This is a genomic window from Rhodoferax sp. BLA1, from assembly GCF_013416775.1.
Lineage (GTDB): Bacteria > Pseudomonadota > Gammaproteobacteria > Burkholderiales > Burkholderiaceae_C > Rhodoferax.
Genome location: NZ_SZVI01000013.1, coordinates 794,407 through 819,370 on the forward strand (window position 1 = coordinate 794,407; position 24,964 = coordinate 819,370).

22 protein-coding genes and 1 tRNA gene are annotated in these 24,964 nt (G+C 56.3%); 3 read left to right on the plus strand and 20 right to left on the minus strand.

Going from position 1 to position 24,964, the window contains the following annotated elements:
* The first annotated feature begins 54 nt into the window (after positions 1–54).
* From FDG13_RS19205 to FDG13_RS19215, 3 genes are all read left to right on the plus strand, one after another.
* Positions 55–1,830, plus strand: a complete 1,776-nt coding sequence (locus FDG13_RS19205; protein WP_180132273.1) for an ABC transporter transmembrane domain-containing protein — start codon at positions 55–57, stop codon at positions 1,828–1,830.
* A 78-nt stretch (positions 1,831–1,908) separates the two neighbouring features.
* Positions 1,909–2,103, plus strand: coding sequence for a hypothetical protein (locus FDG13_RS19210; protein WP_180132274.1), 195 nt, complete (start codon positions 1,909–1,911; stop codon positions 2,101–2,103).
* 24 nt (positions 2,104–2,127) lie between these two features.
* Positions 2,128–2,619: a hypothetical protein gene (locus FDG13_RS19215; RefSeq protein ID WP_180132275.1), complete on the plus strand. Its 492-nt coding sequence runs from the start codon at positions 2,128–2,130 to the stop codon at positions 2,617–2,619.
* 52 nt (positions 2,620–2,671) lie between these two features.
* Here the strand turns inward: FDG13_RS19215 and FDG13_RS19220 are convergent, their stop codons facing one another.
* The 20 genes from FDG13_RS19220 to FDG13_RS19315 form a co-directional block, all read right to left on the minus strand.
* Positions 2,672–7,432, minus strand: coding sequence for an NAD-glutamate dehydrogenase (locus tag FDG13_RS19220; RefSeq protein WP_180132276.1), 4,761 nt, complete (start codon positions 7,430–7,432; stop codon positions 2,672–2,674).
* Between the two features lie 104 nt (positions 7,433–7,536).
* Positions 7,537–8,118 carry an NUDIX domain-containing protein gene (locus FDG13_RS19225; protein WP_180132277.1) on the minus strand — a complete coding sequence of 194 codons (582 nt, stop codon included), beginning with the start codon at positions 8,116–8,118 and terminating at the stop codon, positions 7,537–7,539.
* 44 nt (positions 8,119–8,162) lie between these two features.
* Positions 8,163–9,650, minus strand: coding sequence for an NADH-quinone oxidoreductase subunit NuoN (gene nuoN, locus FDG13_RS19230; protein ID WP_180132278.1), 1,488 nt, complete (start codon positions 9,648–9,650; stop codon positions 8,163–8,165).
* 35 nt (positions 9,651–9,685) lie between these two features.
* Complete coding sequence (locus FDG13_RS19235; RefSeq protein ID WP_180132279.1) at positions 9,686–11,161, minus strand: NADH-quinone oxidoreductase subunit M; 1,476 nt, start codon at positions 11,159–11,161, stop codon at positions 9,686–9,688.
* Between the two features lie 13 nt (positions 11,162–11,174).
* Positions 11,175–13,208, minus strand: a complete 2,034-nt coding sequence (nuoL, locus tag FDG13_RS19240; RefSeq protein WP_180132280.1) for an NADH-quinone oxidoreductase subunit L — start codon at positions 13,206–13,208, stop codon at positions 11,175–11,177.
* A 6-nt stretch (positions 13,209–13,214) separates the two neighbouring features.
* Entirely contained in the window at positions 13,215–13,523 is a 309-nt protein-coding gene (nuoK, locus tag FDG13_RS19245; RefSeq protein WP_078363882.1) for an NADH-quinone oxidoreductase subunit NuoK, read from the minus strand.
* Positions 13,520–14,179 carry an NADH-quinone oxidoreductase subunit J gene (locus FDG13_RS19250; protein ID WP_180132281.1) on the minus strand — a complete coding sequence of 220 codons (660 nt, stop codon included), beginning with the start codon at positions 14,177–14,179 and terminating at the stop codon, positions 13,520–13,522. The genes nuoK and FDG13_RS19250 overlap by 4 nt, the downstream gene beginning before the upstream one ends.
* Positions 14,180–14,204: 25 nt before the next feature.
* Positions 14,205–14,738 (minus strand): NADH-quinone oxidoreductase subunit NuoI, encoded by a 534-nt coding sequence (nuoI, locus tag FDG13_RS19255; RefSeq protein WP_180132282.1) that lies wholly within the window; start codon positions 14,736–14,738, stop codon positions 14,205–14,207.
* 12 nt (positions 14,739–14,750) lie between these two features.
* Positions 14,751–15,827, minus strand: coding sequence for an NADH-quinone oxidoreductase subunit NuoH (nuoH, locus tag FDG13_RS19260; protein ID WP_180132283.1), 1,077 nt, complete (start codon positions 15,825–15,827; stop codon positions 14,751–14,753).
* The gene (gene nuoG, locus FDG13_RS19265) at positions 15,824–17,962 is read right to left on the minus strand and encodes an NADH-quinone oxidoreductase subunit NuoG (RefSeq protein ID WP_180132284.1); all 2,139 of its coding nucleotides are present in this window, start codon (positions 17,960–17,962) and stop codon (positions 15,824–15,826) included. The genes nuoH and nuoG overlap by 4 nt, the downstream gene beginning before the upstream one ends.
* Before the next feature lie 11 nt (positions 17,963–17,973).
* Positions 17,974–19,326, minus strand: a complete 1,353-nt coding sequence (nuoF, locus tag FDG13_RS19270) for an NADH-quinone oxidoreductase subunit NuoF (RefSeq protein WP_180132285.1) — start codon at positions 19,324–19,326, stop codon at positions 17,974–17,976.
* Complete coding sequence (gene nuoE, locus FDG13_RS19275; protein WP_180132286.1) at positions 19,323–19,814, minus strand: NADH-quinone oxidoreductase subunit NuoE; 492 nt, start codon at positions 19,812–19,814, stop codon at positions 19,323–19,325. The genes nuoF and nuoE overlap by 4 nt, the downstream gene beginning before the upstream one ends.
* The gene (locus FDG13_RS19280; RefSeq protein ID WP_180132287.1) at positions 19,811–21,064 is read right to left on the minus strand and encodes an NADH-quinone oxidoreductase subunit D; all 1,254 of its coding nucleotides are present in this window, start codon (positions 21,062–21,064) and stop codon (positions 19,811–19,813) included. The genes nuoE and FDG13_RS19280 overlap by 4 nt, the downstream gene beginning before the upstream one ends.
* Positions 21,065–21,067: 3 nt before the next feature.
* Positions 21,068–21,685, minus strand: coding sequence for an NADH-quinone oxidoreductase subunit C (locus FDG13_RS19285; protein ID WP_180132288.1), 618 nt, complete (start codon positions 21,683–21,685; stop codon positions 21,068–21,070).
* Between the two features lie 10 nt (positions 21,686–21,695).
* Positions 21,696–22,175 (minus strand): NADH-quinone oxidoreductase subunit B family protein, encoded by a 480-nt coding sequence (locus FDG13_RS19290; RefSeq protein WP_180132289.1) that lies wholly within the window; start codon positions 22,173–22,175, stop codon positions 21,696–21,698.
* Between the two features lie 4 nt (positions 22,176–22,179).
* Positions 22,180–22,539 carry an NADH-quinone oxidoreductase subunit A gene (locus tag FDG13_RS19295; protein WP_180132587.1) on the minus strand — a complete coding sequence of 120 codons (360 nt, stop codon included), beginning with the start codon at positions 22,537–22,539 and terminating at the stop codon, positions 22,180–22,182.
* A gap of 59 nt (positions 22,540–22,598) precedes the next feature.
* Positions 22,599–22,683, minus strand: a tRNA-Leu gene (locus FDG13_RS19300).
* Between the two features lie 125 nt (positions 22,684–22,808).
* Positions 22,809–23,162 (minus strand): preprotein translocase subunit SecG, encoded by a 354-nt coding sequence (gene secG, locus FDG13_RS19305; RefSeq protein WP_180132290.1) that lies wholly within the window; start codon positions 23,160–23,162, stop codon positions 22,809–22,811.
* Between the two features lie 38 nt (positions 23,163–23,200).
* Positions 23,201–23,941, minus strand: coding sequence for a triose-phosphate isomerase (tpiA, locus tag FDG13_RS19310; RefSeq protein WP_180132291.1), 741 nt, complete (start codon positions 23,939–23,941; stop codon positions 23,201–23,203).
* The gene (locus FDG13_RS19315) at positions 23,938–24,936 is read right to left on the minus strand and encodes an NAD(P)H-quinone oxidoreductase (protein WP_180132292.1); all 999 of its coding nucleotides are present in this window, start codon (positions 24,934–24,936) and stop codon (positions 23,938–23,940) included. The genes tpiA and FDG13_RS19315 overlap by 4 nt, the downstream gene beginning before the upstream one ends.
* Positions 24,937–24,964 lie beyond the last annotated feature (28 nt).

The window sequence follows — 24,964 nt, forward strand, 5'->3', positions numbered from 1 at the left end:
CCTGCTTGCATCTATGCGGTGGTATCACCGACCCCATGAACAGCCCTCTGCCCCATGACTGAGACCGTCTCCCCCGCATCCAGCCCGAAATCACTCTCCGGCCTCCTGCCCTTCTTGCGGCCCTACCGCCTGCGCATTGGCCTGGCCCTGGTGTTTTTGATACTGGCCGCCGCCAGCACGCTGGCCTTTCCATGGGCACTGCGCAGCCTGATCGACAGCGGCCTAGTCCAGACTGACCCCGGTGAACGCATGCTGGCAATGCGTGACCATTTCGCCTTGCTCTTCGGGGTTGCGGTGGCATTGGGGGTGTTCTCGGCGGCGCGCTTTTACATGGTGAGCTGGCTAGGAGAGCGCATCAGCGCCGACCTGCGCAACGCCGTTTACAGCCATGTGCTGCAGCAAAGCCCGGAGTTTTTCGAAACCACCCAGACTGGAGAGGTGCTGTCACGCCTGTCGGCCGACACCACGCTGGTGCAGACGGTGGTGGGCTCCTCACTGAGCCAGGGTCTGCGCAACCTGGTGATGGGTCTGGGCGCCCTGGGGATTTTGGTGTGGACCAACCCGCTGGTGATGGCCCAGGTGCTGCTGATGTTGGTCCTGATTGTGTTGCCGGCGGCGGCATTTGGGCGACGGGTACGCAAACTCTCGCGCGACAGCCAGGACCGGGCCGCTGACTCCAGTGCCATGGCGGCCGAGGTACTCAACGCGATTCCGGTGGTGCAAAGTTATACCGCCGAAGGACGAGAGACAACACGCTTTACCCAGGCCACCGAAACCGCGTTTGAGGTGGCGGTGCGGCGCACCCGCACCCGCTCCGGACTAGTGGCTTTTATCATCGTAGCCACCTCGGCGGCGCTGCTCTGGGGCTTGTACCAGGGCACACAGGCGGTGCTGGCCGGGCGCATCTCAGCCGGGCATCTGGGCCAGACCGTGGTCTACGTGATTATTCTGGCCAGTGCCTTTGCGGTGCTGAGCGAGGTGTATGGTGATTTGTTACGTGCCGCCGGTGCTACCGAGCGGCTGATGGAGCTGCTGGCCAGCCAGTCGCCCATCACTTCACCATCAAATCCGGCTGTAGCCCTTATAACCAAATTGGGTAGCGCTATTACTTTTGAGAACATCACTTTTCATTACCCGTCGCGGCCGAACCAGGCAGCGCTGCGTGATTTTTCATTACATGTCAGCGCGGGGCAGACCGTGGCTCTGGTCGGGCCCAGCGGCGCGGGTAAAAGCACGGTGTTCCAGGTGCTGCTGCGGTTTTACGATGCCCAAAGCGGCCAGATTCTGCTCGATGGTGTGGCCACGCGCGAGCTGTCATTGCAGGACTTGCGCCAGCACATTGGCATCGTGCCGCAGGATGCGGTGGTCTTCTCAACCAGTGCGCTCGAGAACATTCGGTATGGCCGACCAGATGCCACGGATGATGAGGTCAAGACGGCTGCCGTGGCAGCGTTCGCAGATGGCTTCATCACCAAGCTGCCCCAGGGTTATGCCACATTCCTGGGCGAACGGGGGGTGCGCCTGAGCGGCGGGCAACGCCAGCGTATTGCCATTGCCCGCGCCATCCTTAAAAATCCACCCCTGCTGCTGTTGGATGAAGCCACCAGCGCGCTAGACGCCGAGAGTGAACGCATGGTGCAGGCGGCGCTGGAATCCGCCATGCGCGGTCGCACCACGCTGGTGATTGCGCACCGGCTGGCAACGGTGCAAAAAGCAGACCGGATTGTGGTGATTGATGCGGGCCAATTGGTGGAACAGGGTACCCACAACGAGCTGGTGGCCTTGGGTGGGGTGTACGCCGGACTGGCGGCGCTGCAATTCCATGCATGACGGCATGGCATTTGAAAGTGATTGAACATCGGGCTGAAGACTTGTAAACTGATCCACCGACACCGACAGGAGGACATCATGGAAATTTCAAGCACCCGGACGTCACCCACACAATCCACCCAGCAGCCAACGCAGCTACAAAAAACAAAGCAAACAAGCGAGCAGGAACAAGGGCAAAAGGCAGAAACCAAGCCTACCGAGACACCACCCCCCAAACCCGTGGTCAACACCCAGGGTCAAACCACCGGGCGGCTGCTCAACGTCACGGCCTGATTAACACCCAGCACAGGTGCCATCATGGCCGCCTTGGCAGCCACCAACAGTGCCACACCCTCGCTGCAGTCCACGCTGCTGAAAAGCCGTGTGCAGCAGGCCAGGCGCGAGGCCGATCAAGCCGAAGCCAACGCCGAAAACCTGCGTTTACAAGCAGAAGAGCAAGATCGTGTGGTGCAACAAGCACGCCAGCGGGCACAGAGCTTTGAGAAACAGGCTCAAACAACGCCCAGCGCCGCACCAACAACATCCCAGTCAAGCCCAACAACACAGCTGCAGAGCCAAACCACCTACGAAAGCACTTTGGCGGGTGTGTTTAACTTGGCCAAACCGATTCTGACAGTCGATTTGTCAACCACCCAGAAAAATGTGGTGACCAACAGTCTGTTCACACTGGCGGCGCAGACCTGGGCAAGCCAAGCGTCACCCTCGCTTGCCCTACAAAAAAACTACAGCCAACAAGCGCAAACAACGCCTGAGAAAACCACGGGGCGTTTGCTCAACACCTTGGTCTGACACCTTTTGATGTACCTCCATGGCCTGTGGCTCTTGGGCAAGTCCCAGCGCATCAGGCCAAATGCCGCAACTCCCGCAAGGCCACCGAAACCGGAGCCAGATCTGGCGCTTGTGCCCCAATGGTCTGCAACAGCTGGCGCAGTCGCTCGATCTGGGCAGCATGCCGGGCCGACCAATCGTCCACACTGGTATGTCGCATCAACACGGTTTGGGTGATCTGCCCCGCCATGGCATAAACGTCGTCTCGGGCACTGCTACGCGCCTGGGTTTGCCACAAGGTGTCTGTCGGCAGGCAGTTGATTTGTGTGCGCCAACCCGACAAATCCAGGGTAACCGCCACCGCAAAATAGGTTCGGGCTGCCTGCTCCAACCCGATGTTGGCCGAAGCACTGAGGTCCACCAGATCCAAGGCAGGAAACGCAAACTCGAGCGAGGTCAGACGCCGCGCCAAATCTTCAGAGACACCCAGATCCACCCACTCTTGGGTCGTCTGGCGCCAGACATGCTGGGTGGTTTCAGGCAACCAGTCGTCCAGGTGTGCACGCAACTCACTGGCACCAGGCTGGTAACGTGCGATCAGGGTCGGCAGGTCAGCCGCTTTGTCACGTTTGCGCAGCATCCAGCGTGACGCGCGTTTGGTGATCGACATCAGCTTGCCCAGCAAATCCAGCTGCAGCGCACTGGGTATCTGGGCATCCAGCGCATCAATCTGGTCCCACAGCGTTTCCAGGTCAAAGATTTCACGCGCCAAGGTATAGGCGCGCACCACATCAGCCGTTTTGGCGGCGGCTTCTGCGGCCAGGAAGTTGACAAAGGTCGCACCCATGCGGTTGACCACGGTGTTGGCTACATGGGTGGCGATGATCTCGCGCTTGAGTGGATGCAGGGCAATGGCAGCGCTGAATCTTTCTGTCAGGACTTTCGGGAAGTAGGCCTGTAAGGAACGGTTGAAAAACAAGTCGTCTGGCAGATCGCTGGCAATCAGATCGTTGAACACCGAGATCTTGGCGTAAGCCAGTAGCACCGCATTTTCAGGCGCGCTCAGTCCTGTTGCCGCAGCCCGGCGCAGCTTGATCTCCTCGTCCGTGGGCAAAAATTCGATGGCACGGTCCAGCCGCCCCGAGCCCTCCAGCCACTGCATGAGCCGTTGTTGGGCGTCCAGAAAATAGCCGGGACGGTGGCTGGCCACGTCCAGAGCCTGGGTTTGGTAATAGTTGTCCGCCAGCACCAAATGACCCACTTCGTCGGTCATGGAGGCCAGCAAGTCGTTGCGCTGCTTCAGAGTCATATCCCCGGCCTCAAGCACCCGATCCAGCAGGATCTTGATGTTGACCTCGTGGTCCGAGCAGTCCACCCCGGCCGAGTTGTCGATGGCATCGGTGTAAATCAGGCCGCCCTTTTGGGCGTATTCAATACGTCCGTTTTGGGTACACCCCAGGTTGCCACCTTCCACGAGCACTTTGCAACGCAATTCCGAGCCGTTCACTCGGAAGGCGTCACCCGCTTTGTCACCGGCCTGGGCATGCGTTTCCCGGGAAGATTTGACATAGGTGCCGATGCCACCGTTGTAGATCAGGTCCACCGGTGCCTTGAGCAAGGCGTTGAGAAGCTCGACCGGTGACAGTTCTTGAACCTGTATCCCCAGAACAGCCTGCGCGGCCACCGACAGCCTGATGGACTTGGCGCTACGTGGATACACACCACCACCCTCCGAGATCAAGGCCTTGTCATAGTCGTCCCAGCTCGAACGCGCCAGGCCAAACAGGCGGTGGCGCTCGGAAAAACTGACTGCAACATCGGGATTCGGGTCGATGAAGATATGCCGATGGTCAAACGCAGCCACCAGCCGGATGTGTTCTGACAGCAGCATGCCGTTGCCAAACACATCACCGGACATGTCGCCGATGCCGACCACGGTGAACGGCGTGGTTTGGGTGTTGATGCCCAGTGATCGGAAATGTCGTTTGGTCGACTCCCAGGCCCCTCGCGCGGTGATGCCCATCTTTTTGTGGTCATACCCCACGGAGCCACCCGAGGCAAAGGCATCCCCCAACCAGAACCCGTAGTCGGCAGACAGGCTGTTGGCAATGTCCGAGAAGCTCGCGGTGCCCTTGTCGGCCGCAACCACCAGATACGGGTCATCAGCATCATGGCGGACCACCCGGGCAGGTGCCACCACCTGGCCTTTGACCAGGTTGTCCGTCAGGTCCAGCAAACCCGAAAGGAATAGCCGGTAACAAGCGATGCCCTCAGCCATGGTGGCGTCGCGGTCAGACGGATTGGGTGCCGCTTTGAGCACAAACCCGCCTTTGGAGCCGACCGGCACAATCACCGTGTTTTTGACGTGTTGCGCCTTGACCAGCCCCAATATCTCGGTGCGGAAGTCCTCGCGCCGATCTGACCAGCGAATACCACCACGCGCCACCTTGCCGTTGCGCAGATGCACGGCCTCAAAACGTGGTGCGTAGACCCAAATCTCATGCTGTGGCTTGGGCTCGGACACACCCGGCATCTTTTTCGGATCGAACTTGAAGCTCAGGTAAGGCTTATGGAGCCCATCCACCGTGGTTTGCCAGACATTGGTGCGAACCGTTGACAAAATGCTGTTGTAAAACTGGCGGAAAACGCGGTCTTCTTCCAGACTGGCCACCGCACCCAGAAAACTTTCAATGTGCTCTGACAGGCGCTGCTGAGCCGCGTCACGGTCTCCAGCCAGATCTGGGTCAAAACGTGTGGCAAACAGATCAGAAAGTAGTTGGGTGAGTGCTGCGTTTTTGCGCAGTGTGGTTTCGATGTAGGCCTGGCTGAAGGCAAATCCAAGTTGTCGAAAATAGCGCGTGTAAGCCCGCAACACCGAGATGGCTCGACCATCCAGCTGGGTGACCAGCACCAGCTGGTTCAGGCGGTCACTGTCAAATTCATTGCACCAAACACTTAAGAACAAAGACTCAAAGCGCTCTTTGATGGTGGAAAAATCCGTGCCATCGGGCAATTGCAAACCGAGGTCGTGAATCCAGAAATAACGATCTGATCCAGGCTCGATCACCCGGTACGGATGTTCGTCCAACACCCGTGCACCCATACACTCCAGAATCGGCAGCGAATCTGACAACGCCACCTTGCTGGTGCTGTACATCTTCAAACGAACAACATCTGGCTTGGGCTGGACCGGACGGTACAGCCTGACCGCCAGGCCCACACGCTCGGACAGTGTTGACAAGACCAGCGCATCGTCGGCCGCTACCGCGCCAGAAAAATCTTCCTTGTAACTGGCAGAAAACGCGTCAGCAAACCGTTTGGCCAGCACCAAGCCAGCCCCTTCACCATGGATTTGTAACAGCGCCAGCTTGCAGTCGTCCTCCCAGCGCCGTGCCAGCGTGGCGATGCGGACCACCAATGCCGACTCATCCAGATGGGACGGGACAGCTTGGGCGGTACGAATCAGGTAGTGGATGCGCGCCATCGGATGGTCCGTCAGCATCGGCGTGAACTCGACCGATTGACCATCCAGGGTGCGCACCAGTTCCTCCCCAATACGTAACCGCAACTCGGTGTTGTACCGGTCACGTGGCACATAGACCTGGACCGAGGTGAAGCGGCCAAAAGGGTCGTGCCGCAAGAAGACACAGGTGCGCTGGCGCTCCTGCAAGCGCAGGATACCAATCGCATGCTGGATCAGGGTGGGGGTGTCCACCTGGAACAACTCATCACGCGGATAGGCTTCAAGAATAGCCTGCAATGATTTGGCGGCGTGACTTTCCGGCATCACCTCGGCGGCCTGCAGGACCTGGGCGATGCGCAGCCGTACCTGGGGAATGTGAGCCACCGGTGCCGCATAAGCCTTGGAGGTGTACAGCCCCAGAAAGCGGGTTTCACCCACCACCCTGCCCGCTTCATCAAAGCGCTTGATGGCAAGACAGTCGAGCCAGGCCGGACGGTGCACCGTGGAACGGGTCATGGCTTTGGTGGTGACGACCAGTTGGTCCGCCTCCAGGAGAGCCTGTGCGTCCAAGGGCAACCGGCTGACCGGTGTGACCGGCTCCCCACGCAAAATACCCAGGCCGGTTTGGGGGATCGCTGTGAGATGCACCGTTTGACCCTCACGCGACACGCTGTAGTCACGTGCACCAAGAAATGTGAAGTGTTGCGCCTCCAACCAGCGCAAAAAGGCGACGCCCTCAGACATGGCCGCTGTTTGCAAAGGCACATCCTCAGAAACGTCAATGACCTCCCGCAAACGCGCCAGCATCGCAGGCCAATCGCTGACAGCGGCAGACACGTCAGCCAGGACACGCAACAGATCAGCCTGCAAAGCCTGGCGCTCCGGCTCGGACATGATGCGGTCACATTCCACCACAATGAAAGACTGGACGGCGGTCTCGGCGAGAGCTGCTGGATTGGCATGCTGAACCCGACAAAGTCGACGCTGGGCGTCCAACTCAATCACCAGCAGTGGGTGAACAATCCAGTGTGCGGTGTATCCGGCGCGGTTCACCGCCATCGTGACCGAGTCCACCAAAAAGGGCATGTCGTCTTGCACAATCTGGACCACGGTGTGATCACTCACAAATCCGTCTTCGGCAATGCTCGGGTTGAACACCCTGACACGAGCGCCCGACGGGCTCGGCGGCAGCTCCAGCAAACGCAGATGGGCACAAGCCATGGCCATCAGGTCACTTGGCCCACGGGCCTCTATTTCATTGGGGTCTGCGCTATAAAAATAGTTAGCAACAAAATCCGCCAAGACTTGACCGTGGGGCTCGGAGTGGTCCAGAGCCAAGCTGCGCAGCGCCGCCAGCGAGGTGTCATTCATCACTGTCTCCTGTATCTGCCCAGAAGGCAAGACAGACTGATCAACACCGGAGAAATCAGGAAGGTGATCGCTGCGGAGGTTGTCAGCAGATCTGTGTCATCAGGCTAGGTCGTTTCAAACCAATCCAGCGTCCATGCGCCAGAGAGTACGTTTTGAAGCCACAAAGCGGCCAGCAAAGTCTTGGCGTCGGTGATCTGCCCCTCTCGGCACCAGGCCAGGAGCTCAGCCGGTGTGGCGGTGAACACATCCAGCAACTCGTCGGCGTCCAGCTGTCGGGCACCAGCAGTCAAGCCCTTAGCAAACCAGATGTCGATGACCTCGGTGGAGTAAGCTGCCACCGGATGCATCACTCCGGCATGCGCCCAGAAGCGCGCTTGGTAACCAGTTTCCTCACGTAGCTCACGCTGCGCACATTGGAACGGCTCTTCACCCGAATCTTTCTTGCCAGCGGGGAATTCAACCATCACACGGTTGAGTGGGTATCGAAACTGGCGCTCCAGCACCAGACGGAGCTCACCCTGGGCATCCTCAATCAGCGGCACCACCATCACCGCGCCCGGATGAACCACGTACTCCCGGGTTGTCAGAGCACCGTTGGACAGCTCGACCGTGTCGCGCAGAACATGCAAGAAGCTGCCCTTGCACAACTCTGTGCTGCCGACCTGTCTTTCCTGCAAGTGTTCCATGTCGGCCTCTGTGTACAGATGGGAGGTTCCGAAGCTGCTGGCGTTCAGGTAGCCAGCATTTTCAGAACGGCATTGGCGCACAGCGTCATCAAACCACCTGGCAGCAAACCCAAAACCAGCAACAAGGCAGCGTTGATGGTCAACACCGCACGCACATCCATGCCAGCCGTCAAGGGCGCTGTACTGACCGGCGCATCAAAATATATCACTTTAACCACGCGCAAGTAGTAGAAGGCGCCAATCAAGGACATCATCACCGCATACACCGCCAGGGCGATATACGCTGCACCACCTGTGGCGATCAAGGCTTCCAGAACAGCCAACTTGGCATAAAAGCCAACCATCGGAGGGATACCAGCCAAAGAGAACAGACACAACGCCATGATGCCAGCGTAGAGCGGGCTGCGCTGGTTCAAACCTGCAAAGTCAGCAATCTCTTCACTCTCAAAACCTTCACGCGACAACAGCAAAATGACACCAAAACTGGCCAAGGTTGTCAACACATAGGAGACAACATAAAACATCGATGCACCGTAGGCATTGCCAGCCGCATCCGCATGCCCGCTGACCACACCAGACATCATGCCGATCAACACAAAACCCATGTGTGAAATGGTGGAGAACGCCAACATCCGCTTGACATTGGTCTGAGCAATCGCCGCCAGATTACCAATGGCCAGCGAGGCCACAGCCATCACCATCAGCATTTGTTGCCAGTCCACCGCCAAAGGCAACAGCCCCTCGACCAGCAGACGAATGAACACCGCAAATGCGGCCAACTTCGGGGCGCCAGCCACCATCAAGGTGATCACGGTCGGCGCACCTTGGTAGACGTCTGGAATCCACATGTGAAACGGCACCACACCGAGTTTGAACGCCAGGCCAGCCACCAGAAACACCAGACCAAAAATCAGAATCTGGTGATCAATCTGCCCACCGTTGATCGCCTTCAAGACCTGCCCCAAATCCAGACTGCCGGTTGCGCCGTACAACATCGACATACCGTACAGCAACAAGCCCGAAGCCAGCGCACCCAGCACAAAATACTTCATGGCGGCTTCGGTCGACAACACGTGGTCTCGCCGCAGCGCCACCATGGCATAACTTGAGAGCGTCAACAGCTCAATGCCCATGTAGATACCCAGGAAGTTGTTGCCTGAGATCATCACAAACATGCCCAACAGCGAAAACAGGCTCAGGGTGAACAGATCACCACCGCGCAACATGTCGCGGCCGGCAGCGTAGTCTCGTCCATAGACCAGCACCACCATGACTGCTGCTGCTGCAAAACACTTGAGCCAATGGCCCATGGCATCGTTGACCACCATGTTGCCAAAGGCATAAACGGTTTGACCGGAGGTAGCAGATGCAGCCTCCAGCGCCACCACCACCGCAAGGGTCACCAGAGTCAACCCGTAGGTTGCACCCCGCTTGGCACTTTTGACCGACAGATCAAACAGCAGGATCACGCAGGCCATGACCAACAGGATCACTTCTGGAATTACAGCCATCAAACTGAGTTTGTCAAACATGTGTGTCTCTTGTCTAGGGAATCAGATTGGATAACTCAGGGCAGCTTGGACTGGGCCACATGCCTCAGCAACTCAGCCACGGAGACATCCATCACATCGGTGAACGGTTTCGGGTAAATGCCCATGTACAGCACCGCAATGGCCAGCAAAGCCAGGAAGAAAAATTCGCGTTTGTTGATATCAACCAAGTGTTTAACATGGTCGTTGGTCACGGGTCCGAAGTAAACCCGCTTGAACATCCACAGAGAGTAAGCCGCGCCAAAAATCAAGGCACTGGCCGCCGCCATACCCACCCAGAAATTGACCTTGACGGCACCGAGGATCACCATCCATTCACCCACAAAACCGGCGGTACCCGGCAAGCCGCAGTTGGCCATGACAAACAACAAGGCAAAAGCGGTGAACCGCGGCATGGTGTTGACCACACCACCATAACTGGCGATCTCACGGGAATGCATGCGGTCGTACAAAACGCCAATCGACAAGAACATGGCAGCCGAAACAAAACCGTGTGAAATCATCTGAACGATGCCACCCGAAACCCCAAGGTCATTAAAGATGAAGAAGCCAAGCGTGACAAAGCCCATGTGAGCCACCGAGGAATACGCCACGAGCTTCTTCATATCCCGCTGCACCAAGGTGACCAGGCCCACATACACCACCGCCACCAGCGACAAGCCGATCATCAGGCCCGCCCAGTGGTGCGAGGCATCTGGCGCAATCGGCAGCGAGAACCGCAGAAAGCCATACGCCCCCAATTTCAACATGATGGCGGCCAGCACCGCAGAGCCACCGGTCGGCGCCTCCACGTGCACATCGGGCAACCAGGTGTGCACCGGCCACATCGGCACCTTGACAGCAAACGCCGACAAAAAGGCAAAAAACAACAGACTTTGCGCTGTGCTGTCGAGCGGCAACTTGTGCCACGCCGCCAGATCAAAGCTGCTGCCGGACTGTACGTAAAGATAAATCAGCGCCACCAGCATCAGCAAGGAGCCGAGCAAGGTGTACAGAAAAAACTTGAAGGACGCGTAGATCTTGTTTGGCCCACCCCAGATCCCGATGATCAGGTACATCGGAATCAGCGTGGCTTCGAAAAACACGTAGAACAACATGCCATCCAGTGCACAGAATACCCCGATCATCAAGCCGCTGAGGATCAGAAAAGCACCCATGTACTGGTTCACCCGACTGGTGATCACTTCCCAAGCGGCAATCACCACAATCACATTGATAAAGGCGGTGAGCAGCACAAACCACAGTGAAATGCCATCCACGCCGAGGTGATAGTTAACGTTGAAACGCTCAATCCAGGGTGACAACTCCACAAACTGCATCGCTGCCGTTGAGATATCAAACTGCAGGTACAGCGGCAGGGTCACCAGCAAACTGAGTACAGCCCCAAACAAGGCCAACCAGCGCACGGTGCGGACTTGGTCCTCCCGCCCCATCGCCAACAGAACCACACCAAACAGAATTGGTGTCCAAATAGCCAGGCTCAAAAAACCCATTTTTATATTTCTCCTACTTGAGCCAGACGAAATACGTCATGAGCACGAAGATGCCCAGCACCATCGACAGCGCGTAGTCGTACAAGTACCCGGTCTGAAATTTCCTGACCATGCTGGAGATCAAACCAACCACACGCCAAGAACCATTGACCGCCGCACCGTCAATCAGGGTTTGATCCCCAACCTTCCAGAACACCGTCCCTAAACCGCGCGCGCCACGCGCCAAGACGTTCTCGTTGAACCAGTCCAGGTAATACTTGTTTTCCAGCAACTGATACAGCGGCATCACGCCGCGTTTGATAGCAGCAGGCAAGGCCGGGTTGACCATGTACATGTAGTAAGAACAGCCAACACCTGCCAGAGCCAGCCAGAACGGTGTCGCCGAGAACCCGTGCCGTGCCAACGCTGCCGCACCATGAAATTCTTCACCAAGAACTTCCATGGCTTTGTGAATCTCGTGGTTCACAAAAATGGCATCTTTGAAAAAGTCCCCAAACAACATCGGAGCAATGGTGTAGTAGCCAATGATCAAAGAGGGGATGGCCAGCAAAATCAAAGGAATCGTGACAACCCAGGGTGACTCCTTAGGATGGTGGTGCGTGTCATGACCATGGCCGTGATCGTCAGCAGCGTGGTCGTGGCCATGGTGGACATCCGGGTTCTGGTCAAAACGTTCTTTGCCATGGAACACCAGAAAATACAGCCTGAAGGAATAAAACGCGGTCACGAAGACACCCGCCAGCACCGCAAAATAGGCAAACCCGGAGGCTGGCAAACTGCTGGCGTGCACCGCCATGATGATTTCATCCTTGGAGTAAAACCCCGAGAAAAATGGTGTACCAATCAAGGCCAGTGAACCAATCAGGGAGGTGATCCAGGTGATGGGCATGTACTTGCGCACCCCTCCCATCCAGCGGATGTCCTGGTTATGGTGCAGACCCATGATCACCGAGCCTGCGGCCAGGAACAACAAGGCTTTGAAAAATGCGTGGGTCATCAAATGAAACACAGCAACCGAGTAGGCGGAAGCACCCAGCGCAACCGTCATATATCCCAACTGGGACAGCGTGGAATAGGCCACCACTCGCTTGATGTCATTCTGAATGATGCCCAAAAAGCCCATGAACAAAGCCGTGATGGCGCCGATAACCATGATGAAGTTGAGTGCAGCCTCACTCAGTTCAAACAACGGAGACATACGGGCCACCATGAAAATCCCGGCGGTGACCATCGTGGCGGCATGGATCAGCGCCGAAATGGGTGTTGGGCCTTCCATGGAATCTGGCAACCAGACGTGTAAAGGGAACTGTGCCGACTTGCCCATGGCGCCAATGAACAGGCAAATGCAAATCACCGTGACCAGCATCCAATCTGTTCCTGGCAAGGTCAGGGTTGCCAACTCGTCAGCTTTCGCAAAGGCCTCGGCGTAACTCAAGGTACCAGCATAAGCGGCAATCAGACTGATACCCAGGATGAACCCGAAGTCTCCCACCCGGTTCACCAAAAACGCTTTCATGTTGGCAAAAATCGCTGTTGGTTTGTTGTACCAAAAACCAATCAGCAGGTAAGACACCAGACCCACCGCCTCCCAACCGAAAAACAGCTGCAGCATGTTGTTGCTCATCACCAGCATCAACATGGAAAAGGTAAACAGCGAGATGTAAGAAAAGAAACGGTTGTAACCCTCGTCTTCTTCCATATACCCAATGGTGTAGATGTGCACCATCAAAGAGACAAAAGTCACCACACACATCATCATGGCAGTGAGACCATCGACCAGGAAGCCAATCTCCATCTTCAGGCCACCGACCACCATCCAGGTGTAGAGGGTTTCATTAAAACGTGCGCCCTCCAAGGCCACACTTTTAAGCGTGACGGCAGACAGGATGAAAGACAGCAACACACCGAGGATGGCCACGGAATGCGAAGCCCGGCGTCCCATGCTGTTGCCACCAAACTTGGTCCCCAGCACACCGGCCATCAGGGCACCCACCAACGGCGCCAGGGGAACGGCCGCCAACATGGGGGCGGATAGGGTTTGACTCATTTCCTGTTACCCCTTCAACGAATCAAGTTCGTCCACATTGATGTTGGATTTGTTCCGGAACAGCACCACCAGAATGGCCAAACCAATAGCAGATTCGGCGGCAGCAACTGTCAGAATGAAAAACACAAAAATCTGTCCATGCAGATCACCCAGATAGTGCGAGAAGGCGATGAAGTTGGTGTTGACAGCCAGCAACATCAACTCAACGGCCATCAGCAAAACGATCAGGTTCTTGCGGTTCAAAAAGATGCCAATGACCGAGAGCGCAAACAGAACAGCGCCCAGCGTCAAGAAGTGGCCCAAGGTCAACGTCATGCTTTGTTCTCCACAGATGGTGCTTCGACCGCATCAACAGGCAAGGCGGGCTGGGTAGCCGCCATCTTCACCACGGTCATCCGGTCCTTGGCCCGAACCCGAACTTGCGCGGCCGGGTCAATGGCTTTGCTGTCTTTGCGCTGTCGCAAGGTCAGTGCAACCGCCGCAATCATGCCAACCAGCAAAATGGCGGTTGCGACTTCGAGCGGATAGATGTATTGGGTGTAAAGCAGCTTACCCAGTTGCTTGCTGTTAGACAGCTCAGCACCGGCACTGGCCACCACACTTGCGGCCGTCGGCGCATCGGCGACCTGAAAACCACCCAACAATACCGCTGACATTTCGACGACGATCAAGATACCCAACACAGCCGCCAGCGGGAAATGCTTCCAGAAACCTTTACGCATTTCCTCCGTGTTGACATCCAGCATCATCACCACAAACAAAAACAAGACCATTACCGCCCCGACATAAACCAGTACCAAGGTCAGCGACAAAAACTCAGCCTTGAGCAACATCCAGATCATTGAGGCTTGGAAAAAAGTGAGCACCAAGTACAAAACAGCATGTACCGGGTTACGTGTGGTGATGACCCGAAAGGCAGCAGCCAGCAAGATGGCAGAAAACAGGTAAAACAGACCAGTCGTGACACTCATGATTCGGTTTCTTTCTTACGACGGATCAACGGTATTTGGCATCAGCCAATTTACTGGCGGCAATTTCGGGCTCATAACGGTCACCCACGGCCAGCAGCATCTCCTTGGTGAAGTACAAGTCCCCCCGCTCCTCCCCGTGGTACTCCAAAATATTCGTTTCCACAATGGAATCCACCGGGCAGCTTTCTTCGCAAAAGCCACAAAAAATGCACTTGGTCAAATCAATGTCGTAACGTGTTGTGCGACGGGAACCATCTGCTCGCTCTTCGGATTCAATCGTGATCGCCATAGCGGGGCAAACCGCCTCACACAGCTTGCAAGCGATACAACGCTCCTCACCCGTCTCATAACGGCGCAAGGCATGCAGGCCACGAAAACGCGGTGACAAAGGCGTTTTTTCTTCTGGGTATTCCAGTGTGATTTTGCTTTTAAAAGCGTATTTACCCGTAAGCCGCATGCCTTTGAAAAGCTCGGTCAAAAAGAAACTCGAGAGAAAGTCCGATAAAAAAAAGGCATTCACGGACGAACTTTTACTGGTACTCAAAGTAGGGGTTGACATAAGCGACTCACATTACTTCCAAATGTTCCATGGGGTCTGCATCCAGACACCAATCACCACCAGCCACACCAAAGTCACCGGAATAAACACCTTCCAGCCCAAGCGCATGATCTGGTCATAACGAAAGCGCGGGAAAGTGACGCGCACCCAGATAAATACTGTCATCACGGCAAAGGTCTTGAGCCCGAGCCAGATCCAGCCTGGAATCCAGCTCAAAGCTTCAATGGGCGGCAACCAACCGCCAAAAAACATGGTGACGCTGAGGATGGAGATCAACCAAATGCTGGCGTACTCAGCCATCTGGAACATCGCCCACGACATGCCGGAGTACTCCACCATGTGCCCAGCCACAATTTCAGACTCCCCTTCAATCACGTCGAAAGGGGTGCGGTTGGTTTCAGCCAGACCGGATACGAAATAAACCACCACAATCGGCAGCAGAGGCAACCAGTTCCAAGACAGGAAATGCCATCCCATTTGGGAGAACTGCCCCTTGCTTTGACCCATGACGATGTCGGTCATATTCAAACTATTTGACACCATCAAGACGATCAGGAAGCAAAAACCCATGGCAATTTCATAACTCACCATTTGGGCCGAGGCACGCAATGCGCCCAGGAAGGCATATTTGGAGTTCGAAGACCATCCGGAAATGATCACACCATACACTTCCAAAGATGCAATCGCCATCAGAAACAACAGACCCGCATTCAGGTTGGCAACCGCAATCTCCGGGCCAAATGGCACCACAGCCCAAGCCGTCAAAGCGGGAGCAACCGTCAGAACAGGTCCCAGATAAAAGAGAAACTTGTCCGAGGCAGCGGGCCTGACAATTTCCTTGGTCATCAGTTTTAAGGCATCGGCAATCGGCTGCAACAGGCCCCATGGACCGACACGATTGGGGCCAATCCGGATCTGCACCCAACCCAGCAACTTGCGCTCCCAGAGGGTGGCGTAAGTCACAGCACCCATCACAATCATCAAAACTGGGATGATTTTCATCAAAGCCCACACCATTGGCCAAACGATGTCCACCCACCAGGCAGCAGATACAAGACCGAGGCCGCCAGAATAAATCTGATCAATCATGCTGGTACCTCCTGGGTCTCAGCGAGTTTGGCATCTGCCGTACTTTGCAGAGCTGGAGCCCGGCGCACGATGCCATCAAGTTGGTAAATGCTGGCCACACAGGGTTGCGTCATCCCAGAGCCAGACACTGCGGCCTGCGCATTCGCGTTGCCGAGACGCGCTGCAGGCACAAACGCAGCAACTACACCAGCAGCGTCGGCCAAGATCTGTTTCAAAACCTCCTGAGACGACTCTGCATCAAAGCCAGGCAGCTCCAGGATATTGGCCAACGCTCGGAACACTTTCCAGGCAGGGCGTGTCTCACCCAAGGGTTTAACCACCGCATGAAAACTCTGCGCCCGCCCTTCGGCGTTCACAAAGGTTCCGGAAGTTTCTGTAAATGGGGCAATTGGCAACAGCACATCACTGCAGTCCAGATTGGTCTTGAACGGACTCAATGTCACGACCATCTGACATTGGGCCAGAGCCGCCACTGCGGATTTCCCACCGGCACTGTCAAACTGCGGCTCGGTATTGAGCAACATGACGGCCTTCAGGCCTCCTGCCAGCATTTGACCGGCATGAAGCCCACCGGTCCCTGGCATAGCTCCCACAAACTGCGCACCAACGGTATTGGCTGCTTCGGTCAGGTACCCCACCGTCGCACCAGTGTTCTCTCCAATCCAGTTGGCCAAGGCCAACAACTCGCTGGCCTGGGGGTGATGTGCCGCCGCATTGCCCAACAAAACGGCTCGACGCTCGCCTCCGAGCAAGGAGAGCGCCACGGCGCGTGCCGCATCGGTCGCCTGACCACTCTGCGGTGCATGGATCTGCTTTTCAAGCGCCACAGCAGCCGCGATATCGGCCAGCGTCTGCACCCAGCCAGCGCTTGGAGCCGTGCATGTCGTGGCGACCGGCATACCCCAATCGACGGGGCTCGCTGTCACCACATGAACGGCACAACCCAGCTTGACGGCTTGGCGCACACGCTGGGCAAACAATGGATGGTCCTTGCGCAGATTGGAGCCGATCACCAGAACACTTTGCAAAGTCGACAAGTTGACAATCGGCAATCCCAAGTAGCGAGCACCAGGCTGACCCGTCTCGAACTGGGCATGACGAAGTCGGTAATCAATATTGTCACTGCCCAGACCACGCACCAAAGCGCCAGCGAGGTATAGTTCCTCAAGCGTACTGTGCGGGCTGACCAAGGCACCAATGGCATTGGCGCCATGGTCGGTCTGGATGCTCTTCAGCCCATGGGCAACATACTCCAGCGCGGTCTTCCAATCAACCTCATGCCATTGCCCGCCTTGTTTGATCATGGGGCTGGTCAGCCGGTCCGGACCGTTCAGTGCCTCGTAAGAAAAGCGGTCACGGTCAGCAATCCAGCATTCGTTGATTGCTTCATTCTCCAGAGGCACCACCCGCAAGACCTTGTTGTTCTTGACCTGCACAATCAGATTGGCACCGGTGGAGTCATGCGGGCTGATGGATTTGCGACGCGACAACTCCCAGGTCCGCGCGCTGTAACGGAACGGTTTGCTGGTCAAGGCGCCGACAGGACAGATGTCGATCATGTTTCCCGACAATTCGGAATCGATCGTCTTGCCACCAAAGGTTTCAATTTCGGCGTGTTCACCACGGTGTGACATCCCCAATTCCATGGCGCCGGCAATCTCCTGTCCAAAACGCACACAACGGGTGCAATGGATACAGCGCGCCATTTCCTGCATGGAGATCAAAGGGCCAACGTCCTTCACAGGCACGACCCGCTTTTCTTCTTCGTAACGGGAAGTGGTACCACCATACCCAACGGCCAGATCTTGCAGTTGGCACTCACCCCCTTGGTCACAAATGGGGCAATCCAGAGGGTGATTGATCAGCAAAAACTCCATTACCGACTGCTGCGCCTTGATGGCTTTGTCGGATTTGGTACGCACCACCATGCCTTGCGTCACCGAGGTGGCGCAGGCCGGCATGGGTTTGGGCATTTTTTCAATGTCGACCAGGCACATGCGGCAACTCGCCGCGATGCTGAGCTTCTTGTGGTAACAAAAGTGAGGGATGTAGGTCCCCACCTTTTCAGCAGCATGCATCACAGTGCTGCCCTGTTCAATGGCTACTTTTTGACCGTCGAGTTCAATTTCAATCATCTGGTGCTCACTCAAACGTATGCGGGAACCATGCAGGTTTTGTGTGCAATGTGGTATTCAAATTCAGGCATGTAATGCTTGAGCATGGCCCGCACCGGCATGGCTGCAGCGTCGCCCAGTGCACAAATCGTGCGCCCCTGAATGTCTTCTGCCACAGAATTCAACAGAGCCAGGTCTGCATCACGGCCAAAGCCATTTTCAATACGATCCACTACACGTGACATCCAGCCTGTGCCTTCCCGGCAAGGCGTGCACTGTCCACAAGACTCGTGCATGTAGAAATAGCTGAGTCGCTGCAAACTCTTGACCATGCAGCGTGAATCGTCCATCACGATGACAGCACCCGAGCCCAGCATCGAGCCAGCCTTGGCGATGGAGTCGTAGTCCATCGTGCAGTCCATCATGATGTGGGCTGGCAACACCGGTGACGACGACCCGCCTGGAATCACCGCCTTGAGTTTGCGCCCGGATCGCACACCACCAGCCAACTCCAGCAATGTGGCAAACGAGGTTCCCATGGGGACTTCATAGTTGCCTGGCAACTCCACGTCACCACTCACCGAGTAAATCTTGGTGCCACCATTGTTGGGCTTGCCAGATTCCAGATAAGCTTTGCCCCCGTTGCGAATGATCCACGGCACAGCACCAAAGGTTTCGGTGTTGTTGATGGTGGTTGGCTTGCCGTACAGACCAAAACTGGCCGGGAACGGCGGCTTGAAGCGTGGCTGGCCTTTTTTGCCCTCCAGCGACTCCAGCAAACCCGTTTCTTCACCACAGATGTAAGCGCCGAATCCGTGCGCTGCATGCAACTGAAAACTGAAGCTGGTGCCGAGGATGTTGTTACCCAGCAGCCCGGCAGCCCGGGCCTCTTCCAACGCTTCTTCGAAGCGCCGGTAGGTATGAAAAATTTCGCCGTGAATGTAGTTGTATCCCACGGAAATACCCATGGCGTAGGCGGCAATGATCATGCCCTCAATCACGATATGCGGATTGAATTCCATGATGTCACGGTCTTTGCAGGTACCGGGCTCACCTTCATCCGAGTTACACACCAGATACTTCTGACCCGGAAACTGACGCGGCATGAAACTCCACTTGAGTCCAGTCGGAAAACCGGCACCACCACGCCCACGCAGACCGGACTCCTTGACCGTGGCAATCACCTGGTCTTGTGTCAAGCCAGCACCACCATCCAGCCCCAGCACCTGGCGCAAGGCTTGGTAACCACCACGCGCTTCGTAATCTTTCAGACGCCAGTTGGTGCCATTGAGATTGGCCAGAATTTGCGGGCTGATATGCCGGTTATGGAAGCAGGTTTGCACACCGGTTGACTGGAACTGCGCCAGGAAGCTGTCAACACTCATGACTTCACCTCCATTGAACGCAGACCGTCCACCAACTGGTCCAACTTGTCATCGGTCATGAAACTGCACATGTTGGTGTCGTTGACCAGCATCACTGGCGCATCGGCGCAAGCGCCCAGACACTCACACTCTTGCAGCGTGAACAGCCCATCTGGTGTGGTCTGGTTGGCATCAATGCCAAGTTTTTCTTTCAAATGCGTTAAGGCGTGTGCACCATAGCGCAACTGGCATGGCAGGTTGGTGCAAACATTGAGCTTGTATTTGCCCACCGCCTTTTGGTTGTACATGTTGTAGAAGCTGGTGACTTCATGCACGGCCATGGGCGCCATGCCCAGGTAGTCGGCCACCAGGCTCTCACTCTCAGGACTGACAAACCCTTGTTCCTGCTGGATGATTTGCAGGCAGGCCATGACAGCAGACTGACGCTGCTCGAAAGGATATTTGGCAACCTCTTTGGCAAAGGCTGCGAGAGACTTTTCTGAAATCATCGGTCAACTTCCCCAAACACAATGTCCATGGTGCCGATGATCGCCACCGCGTCAGCAATCATGTGGCCCTTGCCCATCTCGTTGAGGGCAGCCAGATGCACAAAGGCCGGCGGACGGATTTTCATGCGGTAAGGTTTGTTGGCACCGTCACTGACCATGTAGATACCAAACTCCCCCTTGGGGTGCTCGATGGCCGAGTAGGCCTCCCCTTCCGGGACGGCGAAACCCTCGGTGAACAGTTTGAAGTGGTGAATCAGGTCTTCCATGTTGGTTTTCATGGATTCCCGATCGGGCGGTGCAATCTTGTGGTTGTCTGTGATGACCGGACCGGGGTTGACACGCAACCAGTCCACACATTGTTTGATGATGTGATTGGACTGTTTCATCTCTTCCATACGCACCAGATAGCGGTCGTAGGTATCTCCGGTTTTGCCCACCGGAATGTCGAAATCCAGCCGATCGTAGACCTCATAGGGCTGTTGTTTGCGCAAGTCCCAGGCAATGCCGGAGCCACGCAACATCGGGCCGGTAAACCCAAGATTCAAGGCCCGCTCTGGCGTCACAACGCCAATACCAACGGTGCGCTGCTTCCAGATCCGATTTTCCGTCAGCAGTGTGTGGTACTCACCCAGATACGTCGGAAAACGCTGGGTAAAGTCATCGATGAAATCCAGCAGACTGCCGCCCCGGTTGCGGTTGAGCGCCTGGGTAGATTTGGCACTGCGAATCTTGTTGGGCGCATGCTGCGGCATCGTATCGGGCAGATCACGGTAAACACCGCCCGGGCGGAAGTACGCGGCATGCATACGTGCGCCACTCACCGCCTCATACGCATCCAGCAAATCCTCACGTTCGCGGAAGGCATACAGCATGACCGTCATGGCGCCGCAGTCGATGGCATGCGCGCCCACCCACAACAAATGGTTGAGCAAACGGGTGATTTCGGCAAACATCACCCGGATGTACTGGGCACGCAGCGGCACTTCCAGTCCCAACATCTTCTCGATGACCAAGCAGTAGGCCTGCTCGTTACACATCATGGACATGTAGTCCAGACGATCCATGTAGGGCAATGTCTGCAAAAACGTCTTGTTTTCTGCCAGCTTTTCGGTGGCGCGGTGCAGCAGACCGATATGGGGGTCGGCACGCTGGATCACCTCACCATCGAGTTCCAGCACCAGACGCAAAACGCCATGCGCTGCCGGGTGCTGAGGGCCAAAATTCAGGGTGTAGTTTTTAATGTCCGCCATAACTTACTGCGCCTGCGGCAGGCCTCCATAGTTCTCTTCGCGGATGATGCGCGGCGTGATCTCGCGCGGCTCAATCGTCACAGGCTGATACACCACACGCCGCTGCTCGGCGTCATAACGCATCTCAACATGCCCGGACAAGGGAAAATCCTTGCGGAATGGATGTCCGATAAAACCGTAATCCGTCAAGATCCGCCGAAGATCGTCATGACCTTCAAACACTATGCCATAGAGGTCAAAAGCCTCGCGCTCGAACCAGTTGGCTGCACTCCAGACATCACACACCGAACGGATCACCGGCGCATCATCGTCGCTGGCGAATACCTTGAGTCGAACCCGCTGGTTCAAGCTCACCGACAACAGATGCAAGACCACACAAAACCGCAGCCCGGTCTGCGGCTCATCCCTGTAGGTTGAATAGTCCACACCACACAAATCAATCAGCTGCTCAAATTGGCAGGCAGGGTGATCACGCAGCGTATTGGCCACCTGATGGTAGTCAGCCGCCTTCACCACCAAGGTCAACTCACCCCATTTGACGATGCTGCTCTGAACCAGCGCACCCAAAGCCTCTCCAACCTGCGCCTGGAGCGTCTGAAGATTTACCGCATATACCGTCATGACTATCCCTTTACGTGCGCGCGATCGTTTGGGTGCGCCGGATTTTGCTCTGCAACTGGATGATGCCGTACACCAGTGCTTCCGCCGTCGGCGGGCAGCCCGGCACATAGATATCGACCGGCACAATACGATCACAACCACGCACCACCGAATAACTGTAGTGGTAATAACCGCCTCCGTTGGCGCACGAGCCCATACTGATCACCCAGCGCGGCTCGGCCATCTGGTCATACACCTTGCGAAAAGCTGGCGCCATCTTGTTGGTCAAGGTGCCCGCCACAATGATCAAGTCAGACTGACGCGGACTGGGCCGAAACACCTCCGCACCAAAGCGACTGATGTCGTACCGAGCGGCGGCTGCATGCATCATTTCGACCGCACAACAAGCCAGACCAAAGGTCATTGGCCAGACCGAACCCGTCTTGGCCCAGTTGACGACGCTGTCATACGTCGTCGTGACAAACCCCTCTTTGAGAACACCTTCAATCATTGACTTACTCCCAATCCAGGGCGCCTTTAAGCCACATGTACACAAAGCCAATCGTCAGAATGGTCACAATTTCCAAACCGACCATGAAGCCATACAGACCCAATTCCCTGAGCGTGACCGCCCATGGAAACAGGAGCGCCGTTTCCAGATCAAACAGGATAAAGAGAATGGCAATCAGGTAATAACGGACGTCAAAGGTCATTCGGGCGTCACCGAATGCCTCAAAGCCGCATTCATAAGGGGAATTTTTGGCCGCATCGGGTCGATTGGGACCCAAAACGTAGCCAATCACCTGAGGGAGTACCCCGATGGCGATACCCAGCAGGATAAACAAGAGTACCGGGAGGTACTGACCGAGGTTCATCATAAGGAATTGTCTGCTTGTGTCTCCAGCACATTTGCATGTGCTCAGAGTTGTTTATCTGGTGCCGTCGGCGAGACTCGAACTCGCACAGCTGTCGCCACTACCACCTCAAGATAGCGTGTCTACCAATTCCACCACGACGGCAATTTAGATCTTCTAAAAGACACAAACCTTGATGTTTGTTAAGTCTGTAGAAGCAAGCGGGAGTTTACCCTGAAATCCTCGTTCTCCTGGGGTAAGAGTATATTTCGAAAGTCAATTACTTCGACTTACTTCGATGGAATTTGTGCTGCACCAGATGCCGGAACGGCCGGGATTGCCGCTGCGGGCGCTGGCGCAACCAGGGCTGCATTTTCAAGAACACTGCCAGAGCTGGCAGCCGGGCGAGCCGACCCAAAATACGCCAGTCCCAAGGTGCTGATAAAAAACACCGTGGCTAACACGGCGGTGGTGCGCGACAGGAAATTGGCGCTGCCACTGGCCCCAAACAGGCTACCTGAGCCACCGCTGCCAAACGCTGCGCCCATGTCAGCACCCTTGCCATGCTGCACCAGAATCAAACCCACCATCACCAGCGCAGACAGCATCTGCACCGCCAGCAAAATCGTCAACAAAACATTCATACCTTACTCCTCATTCAATAGCTACCAGCGCTTATCTATCAAGCGGCTGCAGCAATAATCGTTAAAAAATCCGGGGCTTTGAGGGCGGCGCCGCCAATCAGACCACCGTCAATATCGGGTTGCGCTAGCAGCGACGCCGCGTTGGCCGCGTTCATGCTGCCGCCGTACAGCAGTTTGATGCGGTCGGCGTGTTCGGAAGCAGCCTTCAACTGGGCCCGCAACACCGCGTGCACCTGCTGCGCCTGCTCCGGCGTTGCCGTCTTGCCGGTGCCAATGGCCCAGACCGGCTCATACGCCACCACCACTTCGCTGATACACGGCCCGTTGGCGTGGATCACCGCAGCCAACTGTCGCTTGACCACCTCATCCGTTTTGCCTGCTTCACGCTCAGCCAGTGTCTCACCCACGCACACAATCGGAGTAATACCACTGCTCAGTGCGCGCTGCGCCTTCAGTGCCACCACCTCATCGGTTTCGCCATGGTATTGGCGACGCTCGGAATGGCCCACGATGGCGTAACGCACACCAAACTCCTTGAGCATGGCAGCCGAGGTTTCACCGGTGTAGGCACCACCTTCATGCGCCGAGATGTCTTGCGATGCCAGGTCAATCTTGGTGCCCGCCAACAAGGCCTGGCACTGCGACAAGTAGACCGCTGGCACACCCACAGCCACCTCGCAGCTGGCTTGACCCAGACCGGCGAGGATGTCTTTGAGCAGCTTGTCATTGGCAGCCAGGCTGCCGTTCATCTTCCAATTACCTGCAATCAGTTTTTTCATGATGTTTTTCCCCAAGTCAAAACAATTTTTCCAACGTGCTGGCTCGATTCCATCAAGGCATGTGCCGCCGCCACATCGGCCGCCGCCAACGACCGGTAGATCACCGGCTTGATCCGTCCGTCAGCCAGCGCTGGCCAGACGTTTTTCAGACAGGCTTTGGCTATGGCGGCTTTGAAAGCCACCGGCCGTGGCCGCAAGGTAGAACCCGTGATGGTCAGGCGTTTGCGCAGAACCAGACCGGCATTGAACTCGCTGCGGGTACCGCCTTGTATAGAAATAATAGCAAGACGCCCATCATCCTTGAGGCATTGAACCTCTTTGGCCACATAAGCCCCGGCGACAATGTCCAGAATAACGTCCACACCTTGACCATCGGTCAGGCGCGACACTTCTTCCTGGAAATCTTGTGTCTTGTAGTTGATGGCGGCATCCGCCCCCAAGGCAAGACACGCCTCACATTTTTCAGCACTGCCCGCCGTCACAAACACCCGCGCACCAGCCCATTTGGCCAGCTGGATGGCGGTGACACCAATACCGCTGGAGCCACCCTGGATCAGCACGGTTTCACCGGGCTGCAGGCGCGCACGCTCCATCAGGTTGCTCCAGACCGTGAAAAACGTCTCGGGCAGGCTCGCCGCCTCGACGTTCGTCAGGCCCGCAGGCACCGGCAGACATTGGGCAATAGGCGCCACGCAGTACTCTGCATAACCGCCACCCGCCACCAGTGCACACACACGATCACCCAGCTGGAATCCAGCCGCAGCCAGCTCAAGCAGGTCGCCCGCTTCGATGGTGCCAGCCACTTCGAGCCCCAGAATGTCCGAAGCTCCCGGCGGCACCGGGTAGTGTCCCTGGCGCTGCAACACATCGGGACGATTGACACCACTGGCTGCCACACGGATAAGCAATTCCCCCGGACCCGCAACAGACACGGGCCGCTCACCCAGATGCATCACATCGGGGCCGCCGAAGCCGGTGATTTCAATCGTTTTCATGGTCATTTTGGCCTCTAGCCCTTATTCA